The sequence below is a fragment of the Picosynechococcus sp. PCC 11901 genome, assembly GCF_005577135.1.
Lineage (GTDB): Bacteria > Cyanobacteriota > Cyanobacteriia > Cyanobacteriales > MRBY01 > MRBY01.
On sequence record NZ_CP040360.1, the window covers coordinates 47059 to 67801 of the forward strand.

At 50.8% G+C, this 20743-nt stretch carries 23 protein-coding genes; 14 read left to right on the forward strand and 9 right to left on the reverse strand.

Annotation, left to right across the window (positions count from 1 at the left end; genetic code table 11):
* Positions 1 to 8: 8 nt before the first annotated feature.
* Positions 9 to 773, reverse strand: a complete 765-nt coding sequence (fabG, locus tag FEK30_RS01395; protein WP_138071343.1) for a 3-oxoacyl-[acyl-carrier-protein] reductase — start codon at positions 771 to 773, stop codon at positions 9 to 11.
* Between the two features lie 109 nt (positions 774 to 882).
* Here fabG and FEK30_RS01400 point away from each other — a divergent pair, with 109 nt between their 5' ends.
* Together FEK30_RS01400 and FEK30_RS01405 are read left to right on the forward strand one after the other, a co-directional pair.
* Positions 883 to 1206 (forward strand): thioredoxin family protein, encoded by a 324-nt coding sequence (locus FEK30_RS01400; RefSeq protein ID WP_012307964.1) that lies wholly within the window; start codon positions 883 to 885, stop codon positions 1204 to 1206.
* Positions 1207 to 1516: 310 nt separating this feature from the next.
* Positions 1517 to 2080, forward strand: coding sequence for a hypothetical protein (locus tag FEK30_RS01405; RefSeq protein ID WP_065716955.1), 564 nt, complete (start codon positions 1517 to 1519; stop codon positions 2078 to 2080).
* A 79-nt stretch (positions 2081 to 2159) separates the two neighbouring features.
* On the opposite strand, the gene mltA is transcribed toward FEK30_RS01405, so the two are convergent.
* Positions 2160 to 3308, reverse strand: coding sequence for a murein transglycosylase A (gene mltA, locus FEK30_RS01410; protein ID WP_138071347.1), 1149 nt, complete (start codon positions 3306 to 3308; stop codon positions 2160 to 2162).
* 331 nt (positions 3309 to 3639) lie between these two features.
* On the opposite strand from mltA, the gene bicA reads away from it, so the two are divergent.
* The 10 genes from bicA (at position 3640) to FEK30_RS01460 (ending at position 12427) form a co-directional block, all read left to right on the forward strand.
* Positions 3640 to 5340, forward strand: a complete 1701-nt coding sequence (gene bicA, locus FEK30_RS01415) for a bicarbonate transporter BicA (RefSeq protein WP_138071349.1) — start codon at positions 3640 to 3642, stop codon at positions 5338 to 5340.
* A 178-nt stretch (positions 5341 to 5518) separates the two neighbouring features.
* On the forward strand, positions 5519 to 6937 hold the full coding sequence (locus tag FEK30_RS01420) for a cation:proton antiporter (protein ID WP_138071351.1): 1419 nt from the start codon (positions 5519 to 5521) through the stop codon (positions 6935 to 6937).
* A 62-nt stretch (positions 6938 to 6999) separates the two neighbouring features.
* Complete coding sequence (locus tag FEK30_RS01425; protein ID WP_012307969.1) at positions 7000 to 7350, forward strand: cation:proton antiporter subunit C; 351 nt, start codon at positions 7000 to 7002, stop codon at positions 7348 to 7350.
* Positions 7350 to 8783, forward strand: coding sequence for a cation:proton antiporter (locus FEK30_RS01430; protein WP_138073711.1), 1434 nt, complete (start codon positions 7350 to 7352; stop codon positions 8781 to 8783). The genes FEK30_RS01425 and FEK30_RS01430 overlap by 1 nt, the downstream gene beginning before the upstream one ends.
* Positions 8784 to 8824: 41 nt before the next feature.
* Positions 8825 to 10261 carry a cation:proton antiporter gene (locus FEK30_RS01435; RefSeq protein ID WP_138071353.1) on the forward strand — a complete coding sequence of 479 codons (1437 nt, stop codon included), beginning with the start codon at positions 8825 to 8827 and terminating at the stop codon, positions 10259 to 10261.
* Positions 10258 to 10647 carry a cation:proton antiporter gene (locus FEK30_RS01440; protein WP_030006875.1) on the forward strand — a complete coding sequence of 130 codons (390 nt, stop codon included), beginning with the start codon at positions 10258 to 10260 and terminating at the stop codon, positions 10645 to 10647. The genes FEK30_RS01435 and FEK30_RS01440 overlap by 4 nt, the downstream gene beginning before the upstream one ends.
* A complete protein-coding gene (locus tag FEK30_RS01445; RefSeq protein ID WP_012307973.1) occupies positions 10644 to 10895 on the forward strand; it encodes a hypothetical protein in 252 nt (83 codons plus the stop codon). Before FEK30_RS01440 ends, FEK30_RS01445 begins: the two co-directional genes overlap by 4 nt.
* Before the next feature lie 5 nt (positions 10896 to 10900).
* Positions 10901 to 11185 (forward strand): monovalent cation/H(+) antiporter subunit G, encoded by a 285-nt coding sequence (locus tag FEK30_RS01450; RefSeq protein ID WP_041443973.1) that lies wholly within the window; start codon positions 10901 to 10903, stop codon positions 11183 to 11185.
* Complete coding sequence (locus FEK30_RS01455; protein WP_099238938.1) at positions 11172 to 11768, forward strand: DUF4040 domain-containing protein; 597 nt, start codon at positions 11172 to 11174, stop codon at positions 11766 to 11768. The genes FEK30_RS01450 and FEK30_RS01455 overlap by 14 nt, the downstream gene beginning before the upstream one ends.
* Positions 11765 to 12427: a Na(+)/H(+) antiporter subunit B gene (locus tag FEK30_RS01460; RefSeq protein WP_012307976.1), complete on the forward strand. Its 663-nt coding sequence runs from the start codon at positions 11765 to 11767 to the stop codon at positions 12425 to 12427. The genes FEK30_RS01455 and FEK30_RS01460 overlap by 4 nt, the downstream gene beginning before the upstream one ends.
* 9 nt (positions 12428 to 12436) lie before the next feature.
* Here FEK30_RS01460 and FEK30_RS01465 read toward each other — a convergent pair whose 3' ends face one another.
* From FEK30_RS01465 to FEK30_RS01485, 5 genes are all read right to left on the reverse strand, one after another.
* Positions 12437 to 13906 (reverse strand): TM0106 family RecB-like putative nuclease, encoded by a 1470-nt coding sequence (locus tag FEK30_RS01465; RefSeq protein ID WP_138071355.1) that lies wholly within the window; start codon positions 13904 to 13906, stop codon positions 12437 to 12439.
* Between the two features lie 81 nt (positions 13907 to 13987).
* Positions 13988 to 14767: an MlaE family ABC transporter permease gene (locus FEK30_RS01470; protein WP_012307978.1), complete on the reverse strand. Its 780-nt coding sequence runs from the start codon at positions 14765 to 14767 to the stop codon at positions 13988 to 13990.
* Between the two features lie 65 nt (positions 14768 to 14832).
* Entirely contained in the window at positions 14833 to 15525 is a 693-nt protein-coding gene (locus FEK30_RS01475) for an NUDIX hydrolase (RefSeq protein ID WP_012307979.1), read from the reverse strand.
* A 47-nt stretch (positions 15526 to 15572) separates the two neighbouring features.
* Positions 15573 to 16913: a helix-hairpin-helix domain-containing protein gene (locus tag FEK30_RS01480; RefSeq protein ID WP_012307980.1), complete on the reverse strand. Its 1341-nt coding sequence runs from the start codon at positions 16911 to 16913 to the stop codon at positions 15573 to 15575.
* A gap of 350 nt (positions 16914 to 17263) precedes the next feature.
* Positions 17264 to 17578, reverse strand: a complete 315-nt coding sequence (locus FEK30_RS01485) for a hypothetical protein (protein WP_030006880.1) — start codon at positions 17576 to 17578, stop codon at positions 17264 to 17266.
* On the opposite strand from FEK30_RS01485, the gene FEK30_RS01490 reads away from it, so the two are divergent.
* A complete protein-coding gene (locus FEK30_RS01490) occupies positions 17566 to 18237 on the forward strand; it encodes a pseudouridine synthase (RefSeq protein ID WP_138071357.1) in 672 nt (223 codons plus the stop codon). The two genes, FEK30_RS01485 and FEK30_RS01490, sit on opposite strands and share 13 nt — an antisense overlap.
* A gap of 90 nt (positions 18238 to 18327) precedes the next feature.
* Here the strand turns inward: FEK30_RS01490 and FEK30_RS01495 are convergent, their stop codons facing one another.
* Together FEK30_RS01495 and FEK30_RS01500 are read right to left on the reverse strand one after the other, a co-directional pair.
* On the reverse strand, positions 18328 to 18528 hold the full coding sequence (locus tag FEK30_RS01495; protein WP_012307983.1) for a hypothetical protein: 201 nt from the start codon (positions 18526 to 18528) through the stop codon (positions 18328 to 18330).
* Positions 18529 to 18680: 152 nt separating this feature from the next.
* Positions 18681 to 19760, reverse strand: a complete 1080-nt coding sequence (locus FEK30_RS01500; protein WP_138071359.1) for a RuBisCO accumulation factor 1 — start codon at positions 19758 to 19760, stop codon at positions 18681 to 18683.
* Positions 19761 to 19870: 110 nt separating this feature from the next.
* Here FEK30_RS01500 and ccmO point away from each other — a divergent pair, with 110 nt between their 5' ends.
* Positions 19871 to 20701 (forward strand): beta-carboxysome assembly protein CcmO, encoded by an 831-nt coding sequence (gene ccmO / locus FEK30_RS01505; protein ID WP_012307985.1) that lies wholly within the window; start codon positions 19871 to 19873, stop codon positions 20699 to 20701.
* The last annotated feature ends 42 nt before the right edge of the window (positions 20702 to 20743 follow it).

The following is a 20743-nucleotide window of genomic DNA, read 5'->3' on the forward strand; positions in this document are numbered from 1 at the left end:
CGATCGCTTTAGTGCATCACCATCCCGCCATCTACATTAAACGTTTGACCTGTAATGTAAGCAGCGGCGGGATCAGCGGCGAGGAAACGGATCATCCCAGCAATTTCTTCCGGTTGACCATAGCGGCCCAGGGGAATGTACTTGAGAATTTCATCGGCTTCGAGGCCTTCGGTCATGTCAGTGGTAATAAAACCAGGGGCCACGGCATTAACCACGATATTTCGACTGGCCAGTTCCTTAGCGACAGTCTTCGTAAAACCAATCACCCCGGCTTTGGCGGCACTGTAGTTAGCTTGACCAGGGTTCCCCATTAGTCCGGCCACAGAGGTGATGTTGATGATCCGGCCCCGGCGTTTTTTCATCATCGGTTTGGTGACGGCTTTGGTGCAGAGAAAGACGCCCGTGAGGTTGAGGTCAATGACAGCCTGCCAGGCATCGAGCTTCATGCGCATCAGCAGGGTATCTTTTGTGATTCCGGCGTTGTTGACGAGGATATCGATCTGGCCCCATTGGGCGAGGGTTTTTTCGATGAGATCGTTGACTTGATCTTCCTGGGACACATCGGCTTGAAGGGCGATCGCCTCACCTCCGGCGGCCTGAATTTCCGCGACCAATGCCTCGGCAGCAGCACTGGAACAGGCGTAGTTGATCACCACCTTGGCACCTTCTGTGGCGAGGGCGATCGCCGTGGCTTTCCCAATCCCCCGAGAGGCCCCGGTGACGATGGCCACTTGATCCTTCAGACGTTGTTGCGCGGCGGGTAAAAGCTCCATTGCCTATCTCTCCAAAAGTCTTTGCGTTTTGATGACTGGGTTATCATAGGAGTTAGGGTCGTGCGATCGCAACAATTCCCCTCGCAATCTCGTTTCGGAGCTATTTTCCATGGCTGTCAAAAAACAATTTTCCAGTTTTGAAGCAATGTTACAGGCTGCCGAAAAGCCTGTTTTAGTCGATTTTTATGCAACTTGGTGTGGCCCCTGCCAAATTATGGGCAAAACCCTCGAAGAAATCAGCCCCCAAATGGCCAATGAAATTCAAATCGTTAAAGTAGACGGCGATCGCTATCCGGCCCTGGCCTCCCACCACGGTGTCCATGCCTATCCCACCCTCGTGCTCTACAACAAAGGACAATTAGTTTCCCGCATCGAAGGGGCCGTTGCCGCGCCACAACTAATGCAACAAATCCGCCGCGCCCTCCAAAATTAAGCCTTTAACATCACTCCCCTGGTGGTGGGCTTAACGGTTACTGCTCAAAATATTCAGTCTAAATCCCAGGGAATATTTACATTTCTTGACCCGGCCGGGTCTTTTTTTGTGAGCAAAAAATCACATCGTAAACTTATGAGAAGAAAGGCTTTTTTCCCCTTCCATTAGGGTTTCGATTTACGTTACAGTCAGAGATGAGGAAATCAAATAAAGTCACAGAAAAATTTTTTGCCAGTAATCCAAAAATTGGGGAATTTTTCGGGACATAATCGAGATTTTTGGCAGTTGATAGAGATTTAGGGAGCGCAATATGGTGTGGCAAAAGTTAAGAAAATTCGCAGGTCATTTCGTGGCGCGACCGGTGGCGCTGCTGCTGGGTTTAGGTCTGACGGCGATCGCCCCAAATTTAGCCCAGGGAGCAACCCTCGAACACCGTGCCCTAAGTCGGAGTGAAAACTTTTTTGCATCCCTAAATACCCGCTTGATTGCCCAGCAGCAAAGTGCCGTCTTTGTTTATGGAACTTCTCCCGTTGCCCAACAATTAGGCCAGGACTACATGGTGCTCCAGGTGAATGACAACAACCGGGTGCAAGGGGTCTTTTACCAAGTGAATTCGGAATATGCTTGCTTTTCGGGCGCGATTAACAACGGTAAGTTAGATTTAGCCGTCCTCGATCCCTACGAACAGGTGGCCTACGATTATCAATTGGATTATGTAGCTAAGGGGTTTGTCGCTGCTGGTGGCGATCGCCCGACGTTGCAAATGGTTCCGGCGGGTTTCCAACCGATCAATGTTCCTAGTGAGCTAGATTATGCCCTGCTCAAAGAATGTGCCGATTTCCAGACGCCAACTAAGGCCGTTGTTGATATTTAACACGCTTTTGAACCTTAAGATTCAGTCCCCCTAGATGAAAAAATTTAGGGGGATTTTTGATCGAGAAATTAGGCGAAGCTTAATCCTTAAGGAGGAGATAGTAAAGATTACCCGGATCGTTGACGAGACCGGCGCGAGTTTGGGTGTTTGGCCCGGTGCCGAGGAAAATATCAACCCGGCCAGCCCCTTTGATCGCGCTGCCTGTGTCTTGATCGAGGACATAACGACTAACGGGGAGTTTTAACCAGTCTCCATTGGCCCGCTGGTAAGGAAGCTGGGTCGCAATAAAGGCGATCGCCCCTGGGGGAAAAATGCTTTTGTCGGTGGCGATCGACCGCTCTGCCAAGACGGGCACCCCAATACTACCGATGGGCGGCGACCCGAAGGTTTCCCGGAAAAAGATAAAGCGATTATTGCGGGGAATGTAATTACTGAGTTCTGTGGGATTCGCCTCAAAATAGTCAATTAATTTGGGGAGGCTCAATTCTTCTGGCTGAAAAATGCCCTCGTTAATCAATTCTTTGCCCAAGCTGACATATTCATAATCGGTACTGCCATCAAAACCAATGGTCATGGTGCGGCCGTTGGTCAGTTGCAACCGGGCGGAACCTTGCACCTGAATTAGGTAGGCTTCGAGGCGACTTTTTAGCCAAACCAATTCATGCCCCCGCAAGGGACTATTGCTCGGCGGAATACCATCACGGCCTTCTAAGGCTACACGACCGGGGTGGGGTTGCGACCAAGTTTTAAACCCGGGGGGCTGACGATAGAGGGGATATTGAAATTCGTTAGTTTTAACGGGGCTGGCGACGTAGGCTGGTTCAAAATAAGCGGTAAAGTCCACCTGGCCCGTGCCATCTTTACCCACAGAGCGATAGAAAATAAATTCCCGCTGGATCGCTTGGTGTAATTGGCGGGGGTCGGGATATTGTTGCACCAACTGCCGAAAGCGCACCAGCGATCGCCGCACCTTTTCCCGACTGAAGCCGGGGACTTGTACCGCTGCATAATCCGCTTGGGCGGTATTGGTATCGATGTAGCGCAAGCTATGGTCAATAGCGTTGAGTAACTTTTGGCGTTCTTGGTTTTGCCACAGGCCGTAATCCGGTAAGGCGATCGCCTCTGGGGTTGTGGTCGGTTGGAGTACCTGGGCGAGGCCCGGTTGACTGACCAAACTTGCGCTGGCTCCCAGGGTGGCAATGGTTAGACTTGACCAAAAAATTTTCATAACATCTTCTTTCCTTAGACGCCCCACAGAATCTTGCCATTGTAACTTGAAGCCTAGAAATCTCCCGATTGCGTCCGGCCATGGGCGATCGCCTCCTATGTTTTAGATAAAAAAAACTTATTCAATTCATCAAAAAGATAGTTTTCCCAATGGAGACAATTGGTAGGGGGCTATGGTTAGATATTAATCAATACAAAATAAAATTTTCATAGACATTAAACTATGCTCCTGTTGCACTGACAACTTAACTCACACCCAACAGGCTAAGCAACGAATCCTTTATGGTTTGTTTAAGTGCTTTGCTCACTACTGATCTGAAAAATGCGTAACCATGCAGATAACCAACAAAATTCACTTTAGGAATATCCGCGGCGATATTTTTGGCGGGCTAACGGCGGCGGTCATTGCGTTGCCCATGGCCCTCGCCTTCGGGGTGGCATCCGGCGCCGGGGCCGAGGCCGGTCTCTGGGGTGCTGTGCTTGTGGGCTTCTTTGCCGCCCTTTTTGGGGGAACCCCCACCCTCATTTCTGAACCCACAGGGCCGATGACGGTGGTTATGACCGCTGTGATTGCTCACTTTACGGCCAGCGCCGCTACTCCAGAAGAAGGTTTGGCGATCGCCTTTACCGTCGTGATGATGGCCGGGGTGTTCCAAATTATTTTTGGCGCCCTCAAACTCGGCAAATACGTCACCATGATGCCCTACACCGTGATTTCTGGCTTCATGTCAGGGATTGGGATTATCCTGGTCATTTTGCAATTAGCACCCTTCCTGGGACAGGCGAGTCCGGGGGGCGGCGTCATCGGCACGCTCCAAAATTTACCCACACTACTGAGTAATATTCAACCGGGCGAAACAGCCTTAGCTTTAGGCACCGTGGCGATCATCTGGTTTATGCCAGAGAAGTTTAAAAAGGTAATCCCGCCCCAATTGGTCGCCCTTGTCCTGGGGACGGTAATCGCCTTTTTTGTTTTCCCGCCAGAAGTAAGCGATCTCCGTCGCATCGGTGAAATTCGAGCCGGGTTCCCAGAGCTGGTCAGACCGAGCTTCAGTGTAGGTGGATTCCAGAGGATGATTCTCGATGCGGCAGTGCTAGGGATGCTCGGTTGTATCGATGCCCTCTTGACTTCGGTCGTTGCTGATAGCTTGACCCGGACAGAACATAATTCCAACAAAGAATTAATTGGTCAGGGTCTAGGGAACCTCTTTTCTGGCTTGTTTGGCGGGATTGCCGGGGCTGGGGCCACCATGGGGACTGTGGTGAATATCCAGTCCGGTGGTCGATCTGCACTGTCGGGATTGGTGCGGGCCTTTGTCCTGTTGGTTGTGATCCTGGGGGCTGCGAGTTTGACGGCAACCATTCCCCTGGCTGTGTTAGCAGGGATTGCCTTCAAGGTCGGGGTTGACATTATTGACTGGAGTTTCCTGAAACGGGCCCATGAAATCTCCCCCAAGGGAGCCCTTATTATGTACGGCGTTATTCTGTTAACGGTCTTAGTTGACTTGATTGTTGCCGTGGGTGTGGGTGTCTTTGTGGCTAATGTGCTCACCATCGAACGGATGAGTAATCTCCAGTCCGAAAAAGTCCAAACGGTCAGTGATGCTGACGATAATATCCGCCTGACTACCACCGAAAAACGTTGGTTGGATGAAGGCCAAGGCCGCGTTCTTTTGTTCCAACTCAGTGGGCCGATGATCTTTGGGGTCGCAAAGGCGATCGCCAGGGAACACAATGCCATGGGTGACTGTGACGCCCTCGTCTTTGATATCGGTGAAGTGCCCCACATGGGAGTGACCGCTTCCCTAGCCTTAGAAAATGCCATTGAAGAGGCCCTCGACAAAGAACGTCAGGTTTATATTGTCGGTGCTGCGGGCCAAACCCGTCGCCGTCTGGAAAAACTCAAGCTCTTTAAGCGGGTTCCCCCCGATAAATGTTTAATGTCGCGGGAAGAAGCCCTCAAGAATGCCGTGCTCGGAATCTATCCCCATTTGGCGGATGGTGTGACGGCTCCCAGTTCAGAGATGGGTTAAGGCCCTGATCTGCGGTGGGTTCCTGGCTATCGTGGTCTAACCTTCCGGCTTATCTTAGGGCGGTATGGTCGGCAGATAGCCCTCTCCGGGTTCGATGCAACCTATCCCTTTTCCCTTTTGTCCCATCCCTGAAATATTTGCGATCGCTTTTTACCACAACGTTTGAGGCAAAAATTCTATGCTAAGTCCCACAATCTTTTCTGGTAGTCTGCCAGGATTGACGAATTTCGTTCCTTCCTTGTCCCTGGCGACAACCCCGGAAGCTGACTATGGTTCATTTGTTTTAACCGGCGTTTTAATGACCCTGGTCGTGATCTATGCCATGAGTAAGTTGGGGGGAGAACTCTCCAAACGAGTCGGCTTACCCCCCGTGCTAGGGGAACTGGTCGGAGGCGTCCTGGTTGGGGTCTCTGCTTTACATTTGATTGTCTTTCCGGAAACAGGGGCCACGGCGGCCGACTCAAGTTTAATGCTGTTTTTGCAGCAGCTTGGTGGTTTAGATGGCACTGCCCTTGAGCATATTTTTGCCAGCCAAAGCGAAGTGATCTCGGTATTGGCAGAGCTTGGGGTCATTGTGCTGTTATTTGAGATTGGCCTCGAATCAGACCTCCGGGAGCTGAGTAAAGTGGGTTCCCAGGCTGCGGTGGTCGCGATTGTCGGGGTGGTGGCACCTTTCCTTTTGGGGACGGTGGGCCTAGTGACGTTGTTCCATACGCCGATTATCCCTGCTATTTTTGCGGGGGCCGCCCTCACGGCCACGAGTATTGGCATTACCTCGAAGGTACTGTCGGACTTGGGTCAGCTAAAGTCCACCGAAGGCAAAATTATCGTTGGTGCGGCGGTGATTGACGATGTGCTGGGGATTATTGTTCTAGCGGTCGTCGCGAGTTTGGCTAAGACCGGGGAAGTGGATCTCCTGAATGTGGTCTATCTGATTATTGGGGCCAGTGCTTTTCTGTTGGGTTCGATTCTACTCGGTAAATTCTTTAACCAAGGTTTTGAGGCGATCGCCGCCAAACTAAAAACCCGGGGCGCGCTGTTGATTCCGGCCTTTGCCTTTGCGTTGGTGATGGCGATTATTGCGAACCTCATCCATTTAGAAGCCATTTTAGGGGCCTTCGCGGCGGGTCTCGTGTTGGATGAAACGGATCTCCGTAAGGAGTTAGACCGTCAAGTAATGCCCATTGCCGACTTTTTAGTGCCGATCTTTTTTGTAACTGTGGGAGCAAAAGCAGACCTTGGTGTTCTGAACCCCTTCGAGTCTGCCAACCGCGCCGGATTAGTGATTGCTGCGTTCCTCATCGTTGTGGCGATTGTCGGGAAGGTAATCACGGGCTGGGCCGTCTTTGGTCAACCGGGGGTGAATCGCTTGGCCATTGGTTTTGGCATGATTCCCCGGGGAGAAGTGGGCCTCGTTTTTGCGGGCATTGGTTCTGCTAGTGGTGTGTTAGATAAGCCCCTAGAAGCAGCCATCATTGTGATGGTGATCTTGACCACTTTCTTGGCACCGCCGCTCCTCCAGGCTGTTTTAAATAAGCCCCAGGATCCGGATGTGCCTGCCGACCGGGAAGCCCTTGAGAAAAGTTTGTCGGTGTAGGAAATCATTACTGGGGGATTGTCGTCAGGGACATCCCCCACTCGGACGGAGGGAATTCAGCCATGTCGATGTCTATGCTCGAAGCCTGTGTGTTTGCAGTAATCTTCATTGGGTTTTTCGGCATCATTTTCAAAAAAAATCTGATTATGAAAATCCTAGCCATGGATGTGATGAGTACAGGGGTGATTGCGTATTACATTCTCGTGGCGGCCCGTGGGGGGATTTTTGCTCCCATTGTGGATGCTGACCAGGGGGCGATCGCCTATGCCGATCCGGTGCCCCAGGCCGTGATTTTGACGGCAATTGTGATTGGCTTTTCGATTCAGGCCTTGATGCTCGTGGGCGTGATGAAGTTGTCACGGGATAATCCGACCTTAGAAACCAGCGAAATCGAGAAAAGCCACACGCCATGATCGACGACATCACAATTATTTGGATTTTGTTGCCGTTTGTTGTGGGGTTCAGTATTTATCTCTTGCCCCGCTGGAACCGTTACTTTGCTTTGGCGATCGCCGCTCTATCGGTGATCTATAGTATCGGTCTGCTTTGGAGTCTAGAGCCTTTTACCCTAGAACTCTTGGATAGCTTCGGCGTCACCCTGATGTTCGATGAACTGAGCGGCTATTTCATTTTGATGAATGGGCTGGTGACGGGGGCTGTACTTCTTTATTGTTTTGACAAACAGAAATCACCGTTTTTCTACACCCAACTGGTGATCCTCCATGGGGCCGTAAACGCGACGTTTTGCTGTGCCGATCTGATCAGTCTGTATGTCGCCCTAGAGTGTATTGGGATTGCTGCATTTTTGTTAATCACCTATTCCCGGAGCGATCGCTCCCTCTGGGTCGGCCTGCGCTATCTCTTCATTAGCAATACCGCGATGTTGTTTTATCTCATTGGTGCGGTATTGGTCTACCAAGCGAGTAATTCCTTTGCTTTTTCGGGTTTGGCAGTGGCCCCCAAGGAGGCGATCGCCTTAATCTTCCTCGGCTTACTGACCAAGGGGGGCATTTTTGTCTCTGGTCTGTGGCTCCCCCTCACCCATGGAGAATCAGAAACCCCCGTATCCGCGCTTTTATCAGGGGTTGTGGTTAAAGCTGGCGTTTTTCCCCTGGCTCGCTGTGCCCTATTAGTGCCAGAGCTTGATCCTGTGGTGCGATTATTCGGTGTGGGTACGGCTCTGTTGGGGGTTGGCTATGCGGTTTTTGAGAAAGATACAAAACGAATGTTGGCTTTTCACACCGTTTCCCAATTGGGTTTTGTGTTGGCCGCGCCAGCGGTGGGTGGGTTTTATGCCCTTACCCATGGCCTCGTTAAAGGCGCGCTTTTTCTCACGGCGGGACAGTTACCCAGTCGCAATTTTAAAGTTTTGCGCGAACAGTCGATTCCCCGGGCTTACTGGTGGGTCTTGGTGTTGGCCTGTGCTTCGATCTCTGGCTTGCCCTTTTTGGCGGGCTACAGTTCTAAAATTCTGACGATGAAAAATATTCTGCCTTGGCAAAGCTTCGCCCTCAATGTGGCGGCGGTGGGGACAGCGATTTCCTTTGCGAAATTCATTTTCCTCCCGAAAAAAACAGACCCCAACCTCAAAATTTTGCCGAATTTTTATGGTGCAATTGTGCTGCTCCTGGGGGGGTTGTTTGTGACCAACAGCTTTTACCTGGAAGCCTATCAACCCAGTAATATCCTCAAGGCGTTAGTCACCATCGGCATCGGCTGGCTGGCCTATGGGCTGATTTTCCAGCGGATTACGGTCAAGCTGCCCCGGGTCGTGGAGCAATTTGAACATCTGGTGGGGGTGATGAGTCTTGTGTTGACGGGTTTGTTTTGGCTGGTGTTGGCTTAGGACAACTCTCAGTGGTCGTTAGTTTAGGGAGGACGATAACCATGAATGAATTGACCATTGGCTGGGTAATTTTTCCCTTTGTGGTGGGCTTTAGTATTTATTTACTGCCCAAGATTGATCGTTATCTGGCGATTTTCGTTTCTATTGGTTCGTTAATCTTTGGCCTTGTCCAAATTTTTCAGCCGGAACCCTACAGCCTTAAGCTCCTGGGGATGTATGGGGTGGATCTACTGGTGGATGACCAGAGCGGCTATTTTATTTTGACCAATGCGGCGGTGGCGATCGCCGTGACGGTGTACTGCTGGAAAAGTAACAAAAGTGCTTTTTTCTTTACCCAGTTGGTGGTTTTGCACGGGGCCCTCAATGCCGTTTTTGTCTGCGCCGATCTGATTAGCCTCTACGTTGCCCTGGAGGCCATTAGCATTGCGGCTTTTTTGTTGATGACCTACCAGCGTACCGACCGTTCCATTTGGATTGGTCTCAGGTATTTATTCCTCAGCAATACGGCGATGCTGTTCTATCTCATTGGGGCGGTGCTAGTTTACCAAGCAACAAAATCCTTCGCTTTTGCGGGTCTGGCCGAAGCCCCCAGCGATGCGATCGCCCTGATTTTCCTGGGCCTACTCACCAAGGGGGGCGTCTTTATTTCGGGATTTTGGTTGCCCCTAACCCACTCCGAAGCAGAAACCCCCGTATCGGCGATGTTGTCCGGTGTCGTGGTTAAAGCGGGGATCTTTCCCCTCCTGCGCTGCGGCATTTTGGTGCCAGACCTGGATCTGTGGCTGAGGCTATTCGGGCTGGCCACTGCTCTGTTGGGGATTACCTTTGCCATTCTCGAAACCGATGCCAAACGTTTACTGGCTTTTAGCACCATCTCAAAATTAGGGTTGTTGCTCTCAGCACCGGCGGTGGCGGGTTTGGCGGCCCTCTCCCATGGTTTAGTGAAATCTTCTTTATTTTTGATGGCGGGGCAATTGCCCACCCGCAATTTTCAGAAACTGCGCCAAACTAAAATCGCGAGCAGTCTGTGGCTGCCCTTGGCGATCGCCTGCCTGTCGATGGTCGGGATGCCGTTGCTGCTTGGCTTTAGCTCAAAGGCCCTCCTGCTTAAAAATATTGCGCCCTGGCAGGAAATGGGTCTGAATATTGCCGCCGTGGGGACAGCCCTGGCCTTCGCCAAATTCTTGTTTATTCCCCATGATGCCGCGACGAAATTTACTGCAAAAAGTGTGACCTTCTGGGGGGCGATCGCCTTTTTATTAAGCGGTGTCATCCTCGGCAATGGTTTTTATCTCGAAGCCTATGAATTTTCTAATATCCCCAAGGCCTTGATCAAAATTGCTGTTGGCTGGGTGTTGTACTGGCTGATTATGAAACGTCTCGAATTTAAGCTGCCCCGGATCTTTGAAGAATTTGAGCAGCTGATCGGCGGCATGAGCGTTGTCTTAACTGGATTATTTTGGATGGTGACCCTATGATCGGCATTCTCGATATTTTTCTGATTTTAATGATCTGGTTTCTGCTCACAGCAGACCTGAGTGCCGCCAATATTCTCATCGGCGTGATTATTGCGATCTTGATGCCCGGTAAACGCTTTGATGCGGCTCAGATCAAAGATTGGCTCCATGTGTTTTGGGAAATTATCATTGCGATTCCCCAGGCCTATTTTGAAGCCTTTGAAATGATTTTTCGCCCCCATCTCTATGAAACCGTCACCATGGAGCGGGTGAAGCCAAATCGGACTCCAGGCTTAATTTTTCTCGATATTTTTCTGATTACCTTTACCCCGAAAACAATTGTGCTGCATTATCACAAAGACGGTTGGTACGAAGTTCACCGTGTGCAAAGGAGGAAACTCAAATGACTTGGATTTTTGGGGCGATGATCGGCGCGTTACTGCTGCCAATTTATGAAGCAATACAGGATCAAGATATTTGGCAAAAGCTCCTGGCCTTCGCCAGCATTGCCAGTAAGACCTCGGTGATGATTTTGGTGATTTCGGTGCTGCGGGATGACTGGACGGTCGGGGTTGTCGGTGTCCTAATTTTGTGCGTCGGCAATGCGGCGTTAATGCTACTAGCTCACATTTTGAGGCGGGTGAATTTACCATGAGCACTTTGATCAATATCCTCAGCTACGGCTGCATCATTGTGGGGGTGATCTTTTGGTTTTGGGGCACGGCTCCCCTGCTGGGTAATCGTTCTGTGTTGTTTAAATTACATACTCTGTCGGTCTCTGACACCTTGGGTTCGATGGCGATTATGGCGGGGCTACTGCTAAAAATTCCTAGGGAATGGCCCCTGCTGATTTTGGCGATTATTGCCCTCGCCATTTGGAATACGGTACTGGGGTATGTGCTGGCCTATTGTTCGAGTCGTGGAGGCGGTGATGAACGGATCTAATTTTGACTGGTTTGTGGGGGCGATCGCCTTGTTATTGCCCGTGACGGGGGGATTATTAGTCGCCCAAAGAAATCCCTACTATGCGTTGGTGATTCGGGGGATCCTGGGGGCGATCGCCGCGCTCCTTTATGCAATGTTCGGGGCGGCGGATGTGGCTTTAACCGAAGCGTTGGTGGGGACGATGCTGTCCATTACCCTCTATGCGGTGGCCGTGCGTTCTTCGATGAGTATGCGTTTAGGGGTTTTGGCCACTGGCACAGATACCGTTAATCTCATCCAAAAAATTAATCCTCTGCTCAAGCAGGTACTGGGCAAATATCATTTACGCCTGGAACCCGTGGTATTTGAAGATACCCAAGCCCTGGGTCAAGCCCTGGCGCAGAAAAATGTGCACTGTATTTTGCAGGTGGATGGCGATGGGCACCTTCATGTCCTGAAAACCCGTGTACCACGGCTCTATGAAATCTTTAAAACCTCAGCCCTGACGGATGTGATCGAACTGCAACTGCTAGAGCCACAGCCTACCCCTGAAGTCGTTGGGCCATCGTCGCCGCAATCCCTTATGGAGAATCATCAATCATGAAGTGGGTTTACCTTGCCTTTGGTATTTCTTTATTTGTGAAAATGCTCGTCTTCCCGAATTTTGCGATGGAAGGGGAGATTGGGGCGATCGCCGAAGTGGTGGCCGCCGAAGCGGGGGTACCCAATGCCGTATCGGGGATTATTTTGCGCAATCGCCTCTACGACACCGGCTTTGAAGTGATGGTTTTTACCCTGGCGATCATGGGCGTGCGTTTTTTACTGGCCGACGAACACCCCTCGAAGGAAGTTAAGCAATTTACCGATTCCCCTTCCATTGTCCTGGCGCGGTTGGGGGCGACCATTGCGGCCCTGATTGGGATTGAACTGGCCATTCGGGGACACCTCAGCCCTGGGGGGGGGTTTGCCGCTGGTGTTGCGGGGGGGACGGCCATTGGTTTGGTGGCGATCGTCTCTTCGCCCCAATGGATGGATGCCATTTATAAAAAGTGGAATGCAGCGATTCTCGAAAAAATTTCGGTACTGGTCTTTTTCCTCTTAGCAGCGTTGTCCCTGATGGGCTTCCAGCTCCCCCACGGTGAATTTGGCACGTTATTTAGTGGTGGTTGGATCACGATCCTCAATATCATCGTGGCGGTCAAGGTTGCCCTGGGTTCCTGGGCGGCGATTTTAATGTTTATTCGCTATCGCGGCTTACTGTAGCCCACGGGATCAACGTAAAACCATGGTTTTTTGCTGGGATTCTAGGAAGCTGGTGATCCATTGTTTGAGGTGATGGGTTGCCCGACAATCATCTTCGTTGTAGCGGACAATGGCCTCTAATAATTGGCGATCGCCTGTTTCTAACCATTGGTCATACCAGCACACGGTTTGATCGCCGCTGACCCCCTGTTCGCGCCATTGGTAGCCGAGGCAATTGGCCAGGGCCTTAAGGGAATAACTTTCTACGGGAAACACGAGATATTTTGTCACCCACTGGTGAATATCCATTAGGCGACCCACAATTTTTTGGAGTTGCTGGGGCGGTGTGCCGTATTTTTTCCCCAGGCGATTGAGGGTGTCCCGTTCGTAGGGGGAAAAATGAAAAATCGGTGCTTCGGGAAATTGCGTGACAAATGCCACAAATTCTTGCCAAATTTTGCCTTCTTCCTCTAAAGTTTCTGCCACAAAACCGTAAAACTTTTCCTTTTGGTTTTGGCGATCAACCAGATACACCCCCAGAAGATAATCAACGTTGCGGTCGGGTTCTGCTTCGATATCAAAAAAAAGTTCGACGGTTCCCTGGGGAACGGGCTGGGTTTTGTTGGGACGGTTGATGCGCCAGACGACTTCTTGATGGACGATCGCCCGCGCTTGTTGTTGGAGTTGCATGGCGATATCTGCCCCCAGGTGTTGGCCCAGGTGTTTGGGGGAAGTTTGGGCGAGGGATTCGAGGGTGTTGACGCCGATGCCCTGGAGGGATTCGTAGCGGTTGGGGGTGACGCCGGGCACGAGGGATAAATGGTTATCGGCCTGGGCGATCGCATAGCAATGGTTGTGCCAAGAGCAGAGGTGACAGCGTTGCCGGGAAATAAAAACTTCCGGCTCTAATTCGGGTAATAGGAGGTTAATGCAGTCGGTGATCGTTTCCTGGAGTTTGTCGGCCCAGAGGTCTACGTCAACACGGTGGGGACGGCGAGCCCGCAAAATGAGTTGGGTTAAGCGGGGCGATCGCCCTTGGATCGCTTCCAATAGAAAAGAGTGGAACATTGCCACCAGCTTGTATTCTGGCTTTGGTTTTTGGCCTAATTTGACGCTGATCGGTCGATAATGCCAGTTGCCCCAGCGGGAAGGGCCAGCCTGTCGCAAGAGAACCGTGGGTTTCCCCACCAGGGTTAACTGTTCAACAGGGGTACCGGGCCATTGGTCGAAGTGATAGAGTAAGACCCCCCGATAAATGCATTCGACCCCTGCGGCCATCAGGGCTTCTGTTTCGGCGGCACAGGTTTCCCAATCGGCGGCGGCGGGTTCGTGGTAGGGGCGTTGACCCAGATATTCCTGAATTTGGCGCTGGTTTTCCTTGCGTAATTTTTGGAGAAAATCTTTTTCCGATGTCTGCTCAGTGCGATCGCCATACAGGTCTAAAAAAGCCCGACGTTCACACCGCTTAAAATTCAACAACAGATCATCGCTCAGTAACATGTAGCACTCGGAATAAAAGAATCTCCTTGGAAAATAACATATCCCCCTGACCTCAGGCTGAGTAAATCTTTGCGGACTCCTTTAACCCAGGGGAGATTGGTGAAACAACAAGAGAGATAAAAAGAAATCCAACATAAAAATACCGATCCAAGTCGTCACCACCGCTGAGGTGGCAGAGCGGCCCACCTGCTGCGTACTGCCGACGGTGGTCAACCCCCAACTACAGCCGATAATCCCTACCAACAGACCAAACAGAATCCCTTTGACGCCGACATTAATCAGATCCCGGGGCTGGAGAAAAGTTTGTACAGACGTTAAAAAATTAATGGGGGCAAGATCATAGAACTGATAGGCGGCTCCGGTACCCCCGATCACCCCCACCACCAAGGCAAAGACCGTTAAAATCGGCAACATCAAACAGCAGGCCACCACCCGGGGCATCACCAAATAATCAACGGGATTAGACCGGAGCATATACAGAGCATCGATCTGTTCGGTAATTTTCATCGAGCCTAATTCCGCTGCAAAAGCAGAACCCACCTGGCCTGCAATGATACTCGCGGTCAAAATCGGGGCCAGTTCCCGACAAAAGGCGATCGCAAACGCTCCCCCGACAAAACTTTCGGCCCCAAAGGTGGTGAGTTCCCTTGCAGTTTGGATCGTAAAGATCATGCCCCCAAAAAAAGCGACCAACAGCACTGGCACCAACGCCTTCGGTCCCGCCGTTAGCATTTGTTCCGTGATCTGGTCACGCCGGAGTTTCCCGCGCAGGAGACGCCATAGCACCTGGCCCAGCATTAAGCCTGCGCAGTAAAGCCGATACCAGAGACTCGGATCGCGTTTTTCCTCGATGGGTTCCATCTACTTTTGGCGATCGCCTTCAAAATGATGCGACTCTGACAAACTGAACGATCTCCAAACCTGCCTTAAAGCTCGAAATTAAAGCCAGCCTCCTTGAGCCGTTGATATTTAGCCTCATCAAAGGAGTAAAGCCGTGCCGCACGGTGGGCGACCCCAGTTTGCAACTCATCTAATTTAATCAGGAGATCCATTTTAAGGATTTTGCGCCGGAAGTTCCGCTTATCTAACTGGGTTCCTAAAATCTGCTCGTAGAGTTTTTGGAGTTGGGTCAAGGTAAATTTACGGGGCAGCAGCTCAAAGCCAATGGGTTCATAGCGGAGTTTACCCTGGAGCCGTTGGGTCGCCACATCAATGATTTGCTGGTGATCAAAAGCAACATTGGGCAGTTCATCCAGCGAGAACCAAGCCACAGCATCGGCGTCCGTTTGGGCATGAATTGGGTGATCCTCTAGGTTAATCAAAGCATAGTAGGCTACGGTAATCACCCGATCGCGGGGGTCACGATCCGGAGCCCCAAAGGTGTAAAGCTGCTCTAGAAATATTTTTTCGACGCCCGTTTCTTCCCGGAGTTCGCGCATGGCCGCTTCTTCGAGGGATTCATCAAGGCGTACAAAACCCCCCGGTAAGGCCCATTCCCCTTTAAAGGGTTCAACGCCCCGCTGAATCAGCATCATTTTCAGAGTGTGGGTGGCGTCGAGGCCGAAAACAACACAGTCAACGGTAACGCTCGGTTTTGGATATTCGTAAGTGTAAGACATAGGATTTATGGGTTTTATGGGTTTCTTTTAAAAAGTAGAAGTAATGGTTAGCTCGCTTGGGCCTGGGGAATCAGGTTTTCGCGGTAGACATGGAAGCCCCCCTGTCGGAGTGCCAAGAGGGCCTGGTGATCGTCCTCGACCCAATAGTCTTGCCCAAGGCGAATAAAGGTGCGATCGCCGCCCCTCCCAACGATCACGATCACCGGGATCCGCCCCCGCTTCTTCTTATCCCCAGCCTGCTGTGACAAAATTTGCTTCAGTCGTTGCTGACTTTGGGTGTGATGAAGCTCACTCGGAGAGAGGCGAATCATCAACATTCGCACCTCTTCAATGGGTTCGAGATCGTCCACAATCAGTTGCGTTCGATCCTCTTTCTGTTGCACTTTGCCCCACACAATGACACGGCTATCAAGCTGTAAGAGTTGCTCAACTTTCTGATAAGTGCGGGGAAAGACAATCCCTTCTACTTGACCCGAAATATCTTCTAATTGAATAAAGGCCATAGGTTCATTGTTGGCCTTCGTAAAAATCTTGCGCATGTCCGTGAGAATCGCCACGGCGCTGACTTTTTTATTGATGTGGTTGGCGATCGCCGTAAGGCTAATGGGCGATAAAATCGGCGAAATCGTTGACCGCAGCTTTTCTAAAGGATGTTCAGAAACATAAAATCCCAGCAATTCTTTTTCTTGCCGGAGCTTTTCTTCTAAGGTTAAATCAGCCACCTTGGGTAACACAGGGGCTTCATCAAATGCCGCTGCCGTATCTCCCAGACTTTCAAATAAATTCGTTTGACCACTGGCCTTTTCTTTCGCTTTCAACTGTGCCCAATCCATCATTAAATCCAGACCCTTCAGCATTGCCTGGCGATTATCATGGAGTGAATCCAGTCCACCACAGGTAATTAAAGTTTCTAGGGCGCGGCGGTTCACAACACGCAAATCTAACCGAGAACAGAGGTCAGACAAACTTAAAAAAGGCCCCGCTTCCCGGGCCGCTAAAATGGCATTGATCGCATTTTCACCAAGGTTTTGAACCGCTGACAAACCAAAACGAATCCCTTGACCTACGGGCTTAAAATCCAGGTCTGACTCGTTAATATCCGGTGGCAAGACCAGGATACCCATGCGCTCGGCATTTTCCCGGTACTTGCGGACTTTATCCTTATTTCCACTGCTGGCACTGAGCAGTGCCGTCATGTATTCAACGGGATAGTTTGCCTTCAGGTAAGCAGTCTGGTAGGTGACGTAGGCATAGGCCGTTGAGTGGGATTTATTAAAACAGTTAGCCGCAATAAGACCCTGACCCAATAAGAAATTATGGTCTTGACTGAGTCCAATATCATAGGTCGGCGCATGGCCAATGAACTTACGGCGAATGATTTTAACCAAAACTGCGAGAACCTTAGGTCGAGATCAACCCTATTCTATATAAAAAAAGTCATATTTTTCAGTTTTGTCTTGGTACACTTTCAGCCGACAGCGACCCACTTGATCCCGTTACTTCATCTTTTTTGTAAAGTAAGCCTCCGCATTTTCACGGAGTCACAGAGGACAAAGGGCCAATTGTTCTATTTTTTAGTTTGCGCAAGCCACAAGGCAATAAAAAATTCCCTTTTTCGATAGTTTGGCTTTAAATTTTAAGCATTGCTATGGCGACATCATAAACAAACTTTTTCTAATCTTTAAAAAAGAGAGAGGGTGACTCCATGAAAACTTTTCGTTTTTAACAAAAATGGGGGTCAGCCACGGAAGATCGCAAAGGGAGACGACGGCATTGAAGTTGCTGGAGAGGTTTGATTTGCAAAGAATTTTCGCAAACCCCATTTAACCAGGCGCTCAACGACAACGGCTGCAATCAAAATCAGAAAAATAAAGGGCACTAGCAAAAGTAAGCCAAGGAGGGGACTTTCCCCTGCTTTTGTTTCAGGAACCACCGCCGGGGCAGTCGCAAGGGGGCTGGGTTGGGTTTCCTGAAGTTGGATTTTTTCTGGTGTCTGGGAGGTGACTTCGGGCATGATGTTAGTAGTCATCTCTTGTTCTAATGCAGCACTCATACGTTTTGCTCCACAAGCCTTATAACGTCCTTTGTCAGTTTACTGATAATAGCCCCCAAGGGTCACAGCGGCAAACGTTGAAGGATTTTGTGCCTGTGCCAGATATTTATTCTGTAGGTCGTTTAGATTTGGATAGCGAAGGGCTTTTATTATTGACCAATGATGCTCCTTTGAAGCATTATCTTTGCGAACCGAAATTTGCCCACCCCCGCACCTATTGGGTACAGGTGGAAAATATTCCGGACGGGCAGGCGTTAGAACAGTTGCGCCAGGGGGTAATGGTGCAAGGGAAAAAAACGCGGCCGGCGATCGCCAATCTCTTGATCCCTGAGCCAACCGTCCCCGCACGAGAACCCCCGATCCGCTTCCGGAAAAATGTCCCGACAGCCTGGTTAGAACTGACCTTAACGGAAGGGCGAAATCGTCAGGTGCGCCGCATGACCGCCGCAGTGGGGCATCCCACGTTACGCCTTATGCGCGTCGCCATGGGTGCAGGGCCAGCGAAATTAACCCTCACTGGTCTAGGGCCGGGGGAATGGCGGCACTTAACGACGGCGGAAATTGGAGCCTTACAAAACCTGGTAAAAAAAGCCAAGCCAAACCAGCGATCGCCCCACAAAAAAACAGCCAGCCGCAAACCGAAGGGAAAACGCCGCTGACTATTTTGATCTTGAAAGATGTTTGGAACGAATAACGAAACTTGAAGATTTGCTGGTAGTTTCCCACCAGATCCCTATTGAGAGGGGCGCTTAATAAGCGAGGGTCTCTAGGGTTTCCTTGAGGTAAATGGTGACTTGCTGATCGACGCTGAGGTTCTCAAGGGCGAGGATTTCGCAATGGTTTGCATACCAGCGCTTGAAACCAGAACTGCGGGCGATCGCCTGCTTCAGGCTATCCCAAATGGCGTGATCTGGAGATGCTTCAGTGTAGGCAGTGGTCGAGTGCGGCATTTTTCACCTCAGGAATAACGCTCTGTATTTCATACTGTAACGCAATCGCCCAGAAAAGTAATGCTATCTAGTACACCGTTAGGGGAAATTTCCCGATAAAAATTTTGGCGCTAAATAGAGAGAAATTCGGGCAAAAGCAGCATTTTTTGCGCTTAATCGTCCATTTGCCAGGGTTCCCGGAGGTTATTCTCATCGAGAATTTTTTTCGGGCGCATCACCAAGAGGACTTGGCCTAAAATTTTGGCGATCGGTGCTTCGGCAAACCAACCCAATTCCACCTTGCCGTCGGCATCCACCGCAAAGTAGCTGTTGTCATTCCAAACAGTTTGTTGACGATCGAGCAAAATCAAAACGGGTTCCGGCTTACCGGGAATGGGCTGGGGCAGTTGATCGGTTTGGTGGAAGATCACTACCGGATCCCCCGCTGTCAGCACATTTTGCCAACTGGGTAGCGGCACCAGACTTGTCGCTGCGGCAACTGTCACGAGATTAAAAGGAGACGCTTGCTTGAGGGGAGGCACGCTCAACAGGCGATCGCTTTCTAACGGTAAAGATCCCGCCACCGGAATTAGCAGGGGAACATTGGTGTCTTCGTCGTAACGGTAGAGGGGGAGGAGTGGAGCCGCCTTGGTGGGGCTGGTGGTGAGATCACTGAGGAGTTGCTCGATTTTTTGCCGGGCCGTGGCGGAATGGGCAAACTTTAATCCCTTGGCGATGAGGCGGGTGCGGTCTTGTAAATCTTTTTTTTGCTTGGCGGAGCGCCAGGCTTGGTAGGCAACGGCATCCCCAGGGTGTTCCGTGAAACCATCGGGAATTTGGGGTAAGCGGGCAAACTCTTGCATCGCCCGGGCCAGTTCCTTTGCTCCATCAAATTCAAGGCTTTTGGCCTGGCATACCTGGGCGGCGATCTCCCTTTGGCTATGACTCAAAATCCGTAGCTCATATAGCACATCAGAACGGGGGCCACGGCAATAGGCCAGCAGATCTTCGGGCACACCACTGCTTGCGATGCTTTGGTACACCTGGGCCGCCACAATGATCATATTTTGCTGGGCCGTCTGGAAACCTGTCTGCTCAAAAATTTCCTGGGCGCTATGGCCTGACTGCTGGAGTTGTTGGCAACCGACGCCCCACTCGACCCAAGTCCCTTCCTTGTGGAGTAGTGACCGGAATAAAGCGTCCGTTTCTTCAGGGGAGAGTTTGTGTTCTGGAGATTGCGGTTGTCCAATCATAAAGCCGAATCAAAAGTGGAATAACGTAAAATGATAGGTAAATCAGTATTTGCCCGATAAACTTAATCATAAAGCGAGACTGTTCTAAACCGATCCTTCCCCCAGTTCCTATGAATTTTCCTGCCCGTCGGCAACCCCTCCGCCAAGCACCCCACCGTGCGCATCCGTTTCAAGATTGTGCCTTGGGACTCGTTTCCACCAAGAGCTTTCCGGCAATTGTGGGCACTGCGGACATGATGCTCAAGTCAGCGGCAGTTACCCTTGTCGGCTACGAAAAAACTGGGGGCGGCTACTGTACAGCCGTGGTTCGGGGGAAAACAGCAGATGTCCGCCTGGCCGTCGAAGAGGGGGCACGCACCGCTGCTCAGTTTGATCAATACGTTTCTAAATTAGTCATTCCCCGACCGTTGCCAAACCTCGAAGCCATTTTTCCCATTGGGAGTCACTTGGCAGAAATTGCCCAGCAGCAACGGGGTTATAGTCGCTTGAGTAATCGTTCTATCGGTCTCCTAGAAACCCGTGGTTTTCCGGCGATGGTGGGGGCCGCCGACGCGATGTTAAAGTCCGCTGATGTACAACTGGCCTCCTATGAAACCATTGGTGATGGGCTGTGTACGGCGATTATTCGCGGGACTGTTTCCAACGTAGCGATGGCCATTGATGCGGGGATGCACGAAGCAGAACGGATCGGTGAGCTCCACGCGGTGATGATTATTCCGCGACTGCTAGAAGATTTAGAGCACACGTTACCGGTGGCGGAATACTGGCTAGATAAGGCAGAACCAATGCCAGACCTTGTGAAAGAAAAAGCACCCCAGCGCATCGCCTTACCGGAACTAGAACCCGTGTCGGCTCCTTTGGTCATTGAGGCGGAACCAGAAATTGAAAAGGCCGTTGAAGTAGAAATTGTAGAACCTTTTGATCCGGGCCAGGGCTATTAATTCCGAGACAGGGCTGCTATGGTGACCCTGATGTTTTTTTGA

Bases quoted from the DNA above. Each gene is read 5' to 3' on its own strand.
- fabG (WP_138071343.1), bottom strand. From the start codon at position 773: ATGGAGCTTTTACCCGCCGCGCAACAACGTCTGAAGGATCAAGTGGCC.
- FEK30_RS01400 (WP_012307964.1), top strand. From the start codon at position 883: ATGGCTGTCAAAAAACAATTTTCCAGTTTTGAAGCAATGTTACAGGCT.
- FEK30_RS01405 (WP_065716955.1), top strand. From the start codon at position 1,517: ATGGTGTGGCAAAAGTTAAGAAAATTCGCAGGTCATTTCGTGGCGCGA.
- mltA (WP_138071347.1), bottom strand. From the start codon at position 3,308: ATGAAAATTTTTTGGTCAAGTCTAACCATTGCCACCCTGGGAGCCAGC.
- bicA (WP_138071349.1), top strand. From the start codon at position 3,640: ATGCAGATAACCAACAAAATTCACTTTAGGAATATCCGCGGCGATATT.
- FEK30_RS01420 (WP_138071351.1), top strand. From the start codon at position 5,519: ATGCTAAGTCCCACAATCTTTTCTGGTAGTCTGCCAGGATTGACGAAT.
- FEK30_RS01425 (WP_012307969.1), top strand. From the start codon at position 7,000: ATGTCGATGTCTATGCTCGAAGCCTGTGTGTTTGCAGTAATCTTCATT.
- FEK30_RS01435 (WP_138071353.1), top strand. From the start codon at position 8,825: ATGAATGAATTGACCATTGGCTGGGTAATTTTTCCCTTTGTGGTGGGC.
- FEK30_RS01440 (WP_030006875.1), top strand. From the start codon at position 10,258: ATGATCGGCATTCTCGATATTTTTCTGATTTTAATGATCTGGTTTCTG.
- FEK30_RS01445 (WP_012307973.1), top strand. From the start codon at position 10,644: ATGACTTGGATTTTTGGGGCGATGATCGGCGCGTTACTGCTGCCAATT.
- FEK30_RS01455 (WP_099238938.1), top strand. From the start codon at position 11,172: ATGAACGGATCTAATTTTGACTGGTTTGTGGGGGCGATCGCCTTGTTA.
- FEK30_RS01460 (WP_012307976.1), top strand. From the start codon at position 11,765: ATGAAGTGGGTTTACCTTGCCTTTGGTATTTCTTTATTTGTGAAAATG.
- FEK30_RS01465 (WP_138071355.1), bottom strand. From the start codon at position 13,906: ATGTTACTGAGCGATGATCTGTTGTTGAATTTTAAGCGGTGTGAACGT.
- FEK30_RS01470 (WP_012307978.1), bottom strand. From the start codon at position 14,767: ATGGAACCCATCGAGGAAAAACGCGATCCGAGTCTCTGGTATCGGCTT.
- FEK30_RS01475 (WP_012307979.1), bottom strand. From the start codon at position 15,525: ATGTCTTACACTTACGAATATCCAAAACCGAGCGTTACCGTTGACTGT.
- FEK30_RS01490 (WP_138071357.1), top strand. From the start codon at position 17,566: ATGCAGCACTCATACGTTTTGCTCCACAAGCCTTATAACGTCCTTTGT.
- FEK30_RS01485 (WP_030006880.1), bottom strand. From the start codon at position 17,578: ATGAGTGCTGCATTAGAACAAGAGATGACTACTAACATCATGCCCGAA.
- FEK30_RS01495 (WP_012307983.1), bottom strand. From the start codon at position 18,528: ATGCCGCACTCGACCACTGCCTACACTGAAGCATCTCCAGATCACGCC.
- FEK30_RS01500 (WP_138071359.1), bottom strand. From the start codon at position 19,760: ATGATTGGACAACCGCAATCTCCAGAACACAAACTCTCCCCTGAAGAA.
- ccmO (WP_012307985.1), top strand. From the start codon at position 19,871: ATGAATTTTCCTGCCCGTCGGCAACCCCTCCGCCAAGCACCCCACCGT.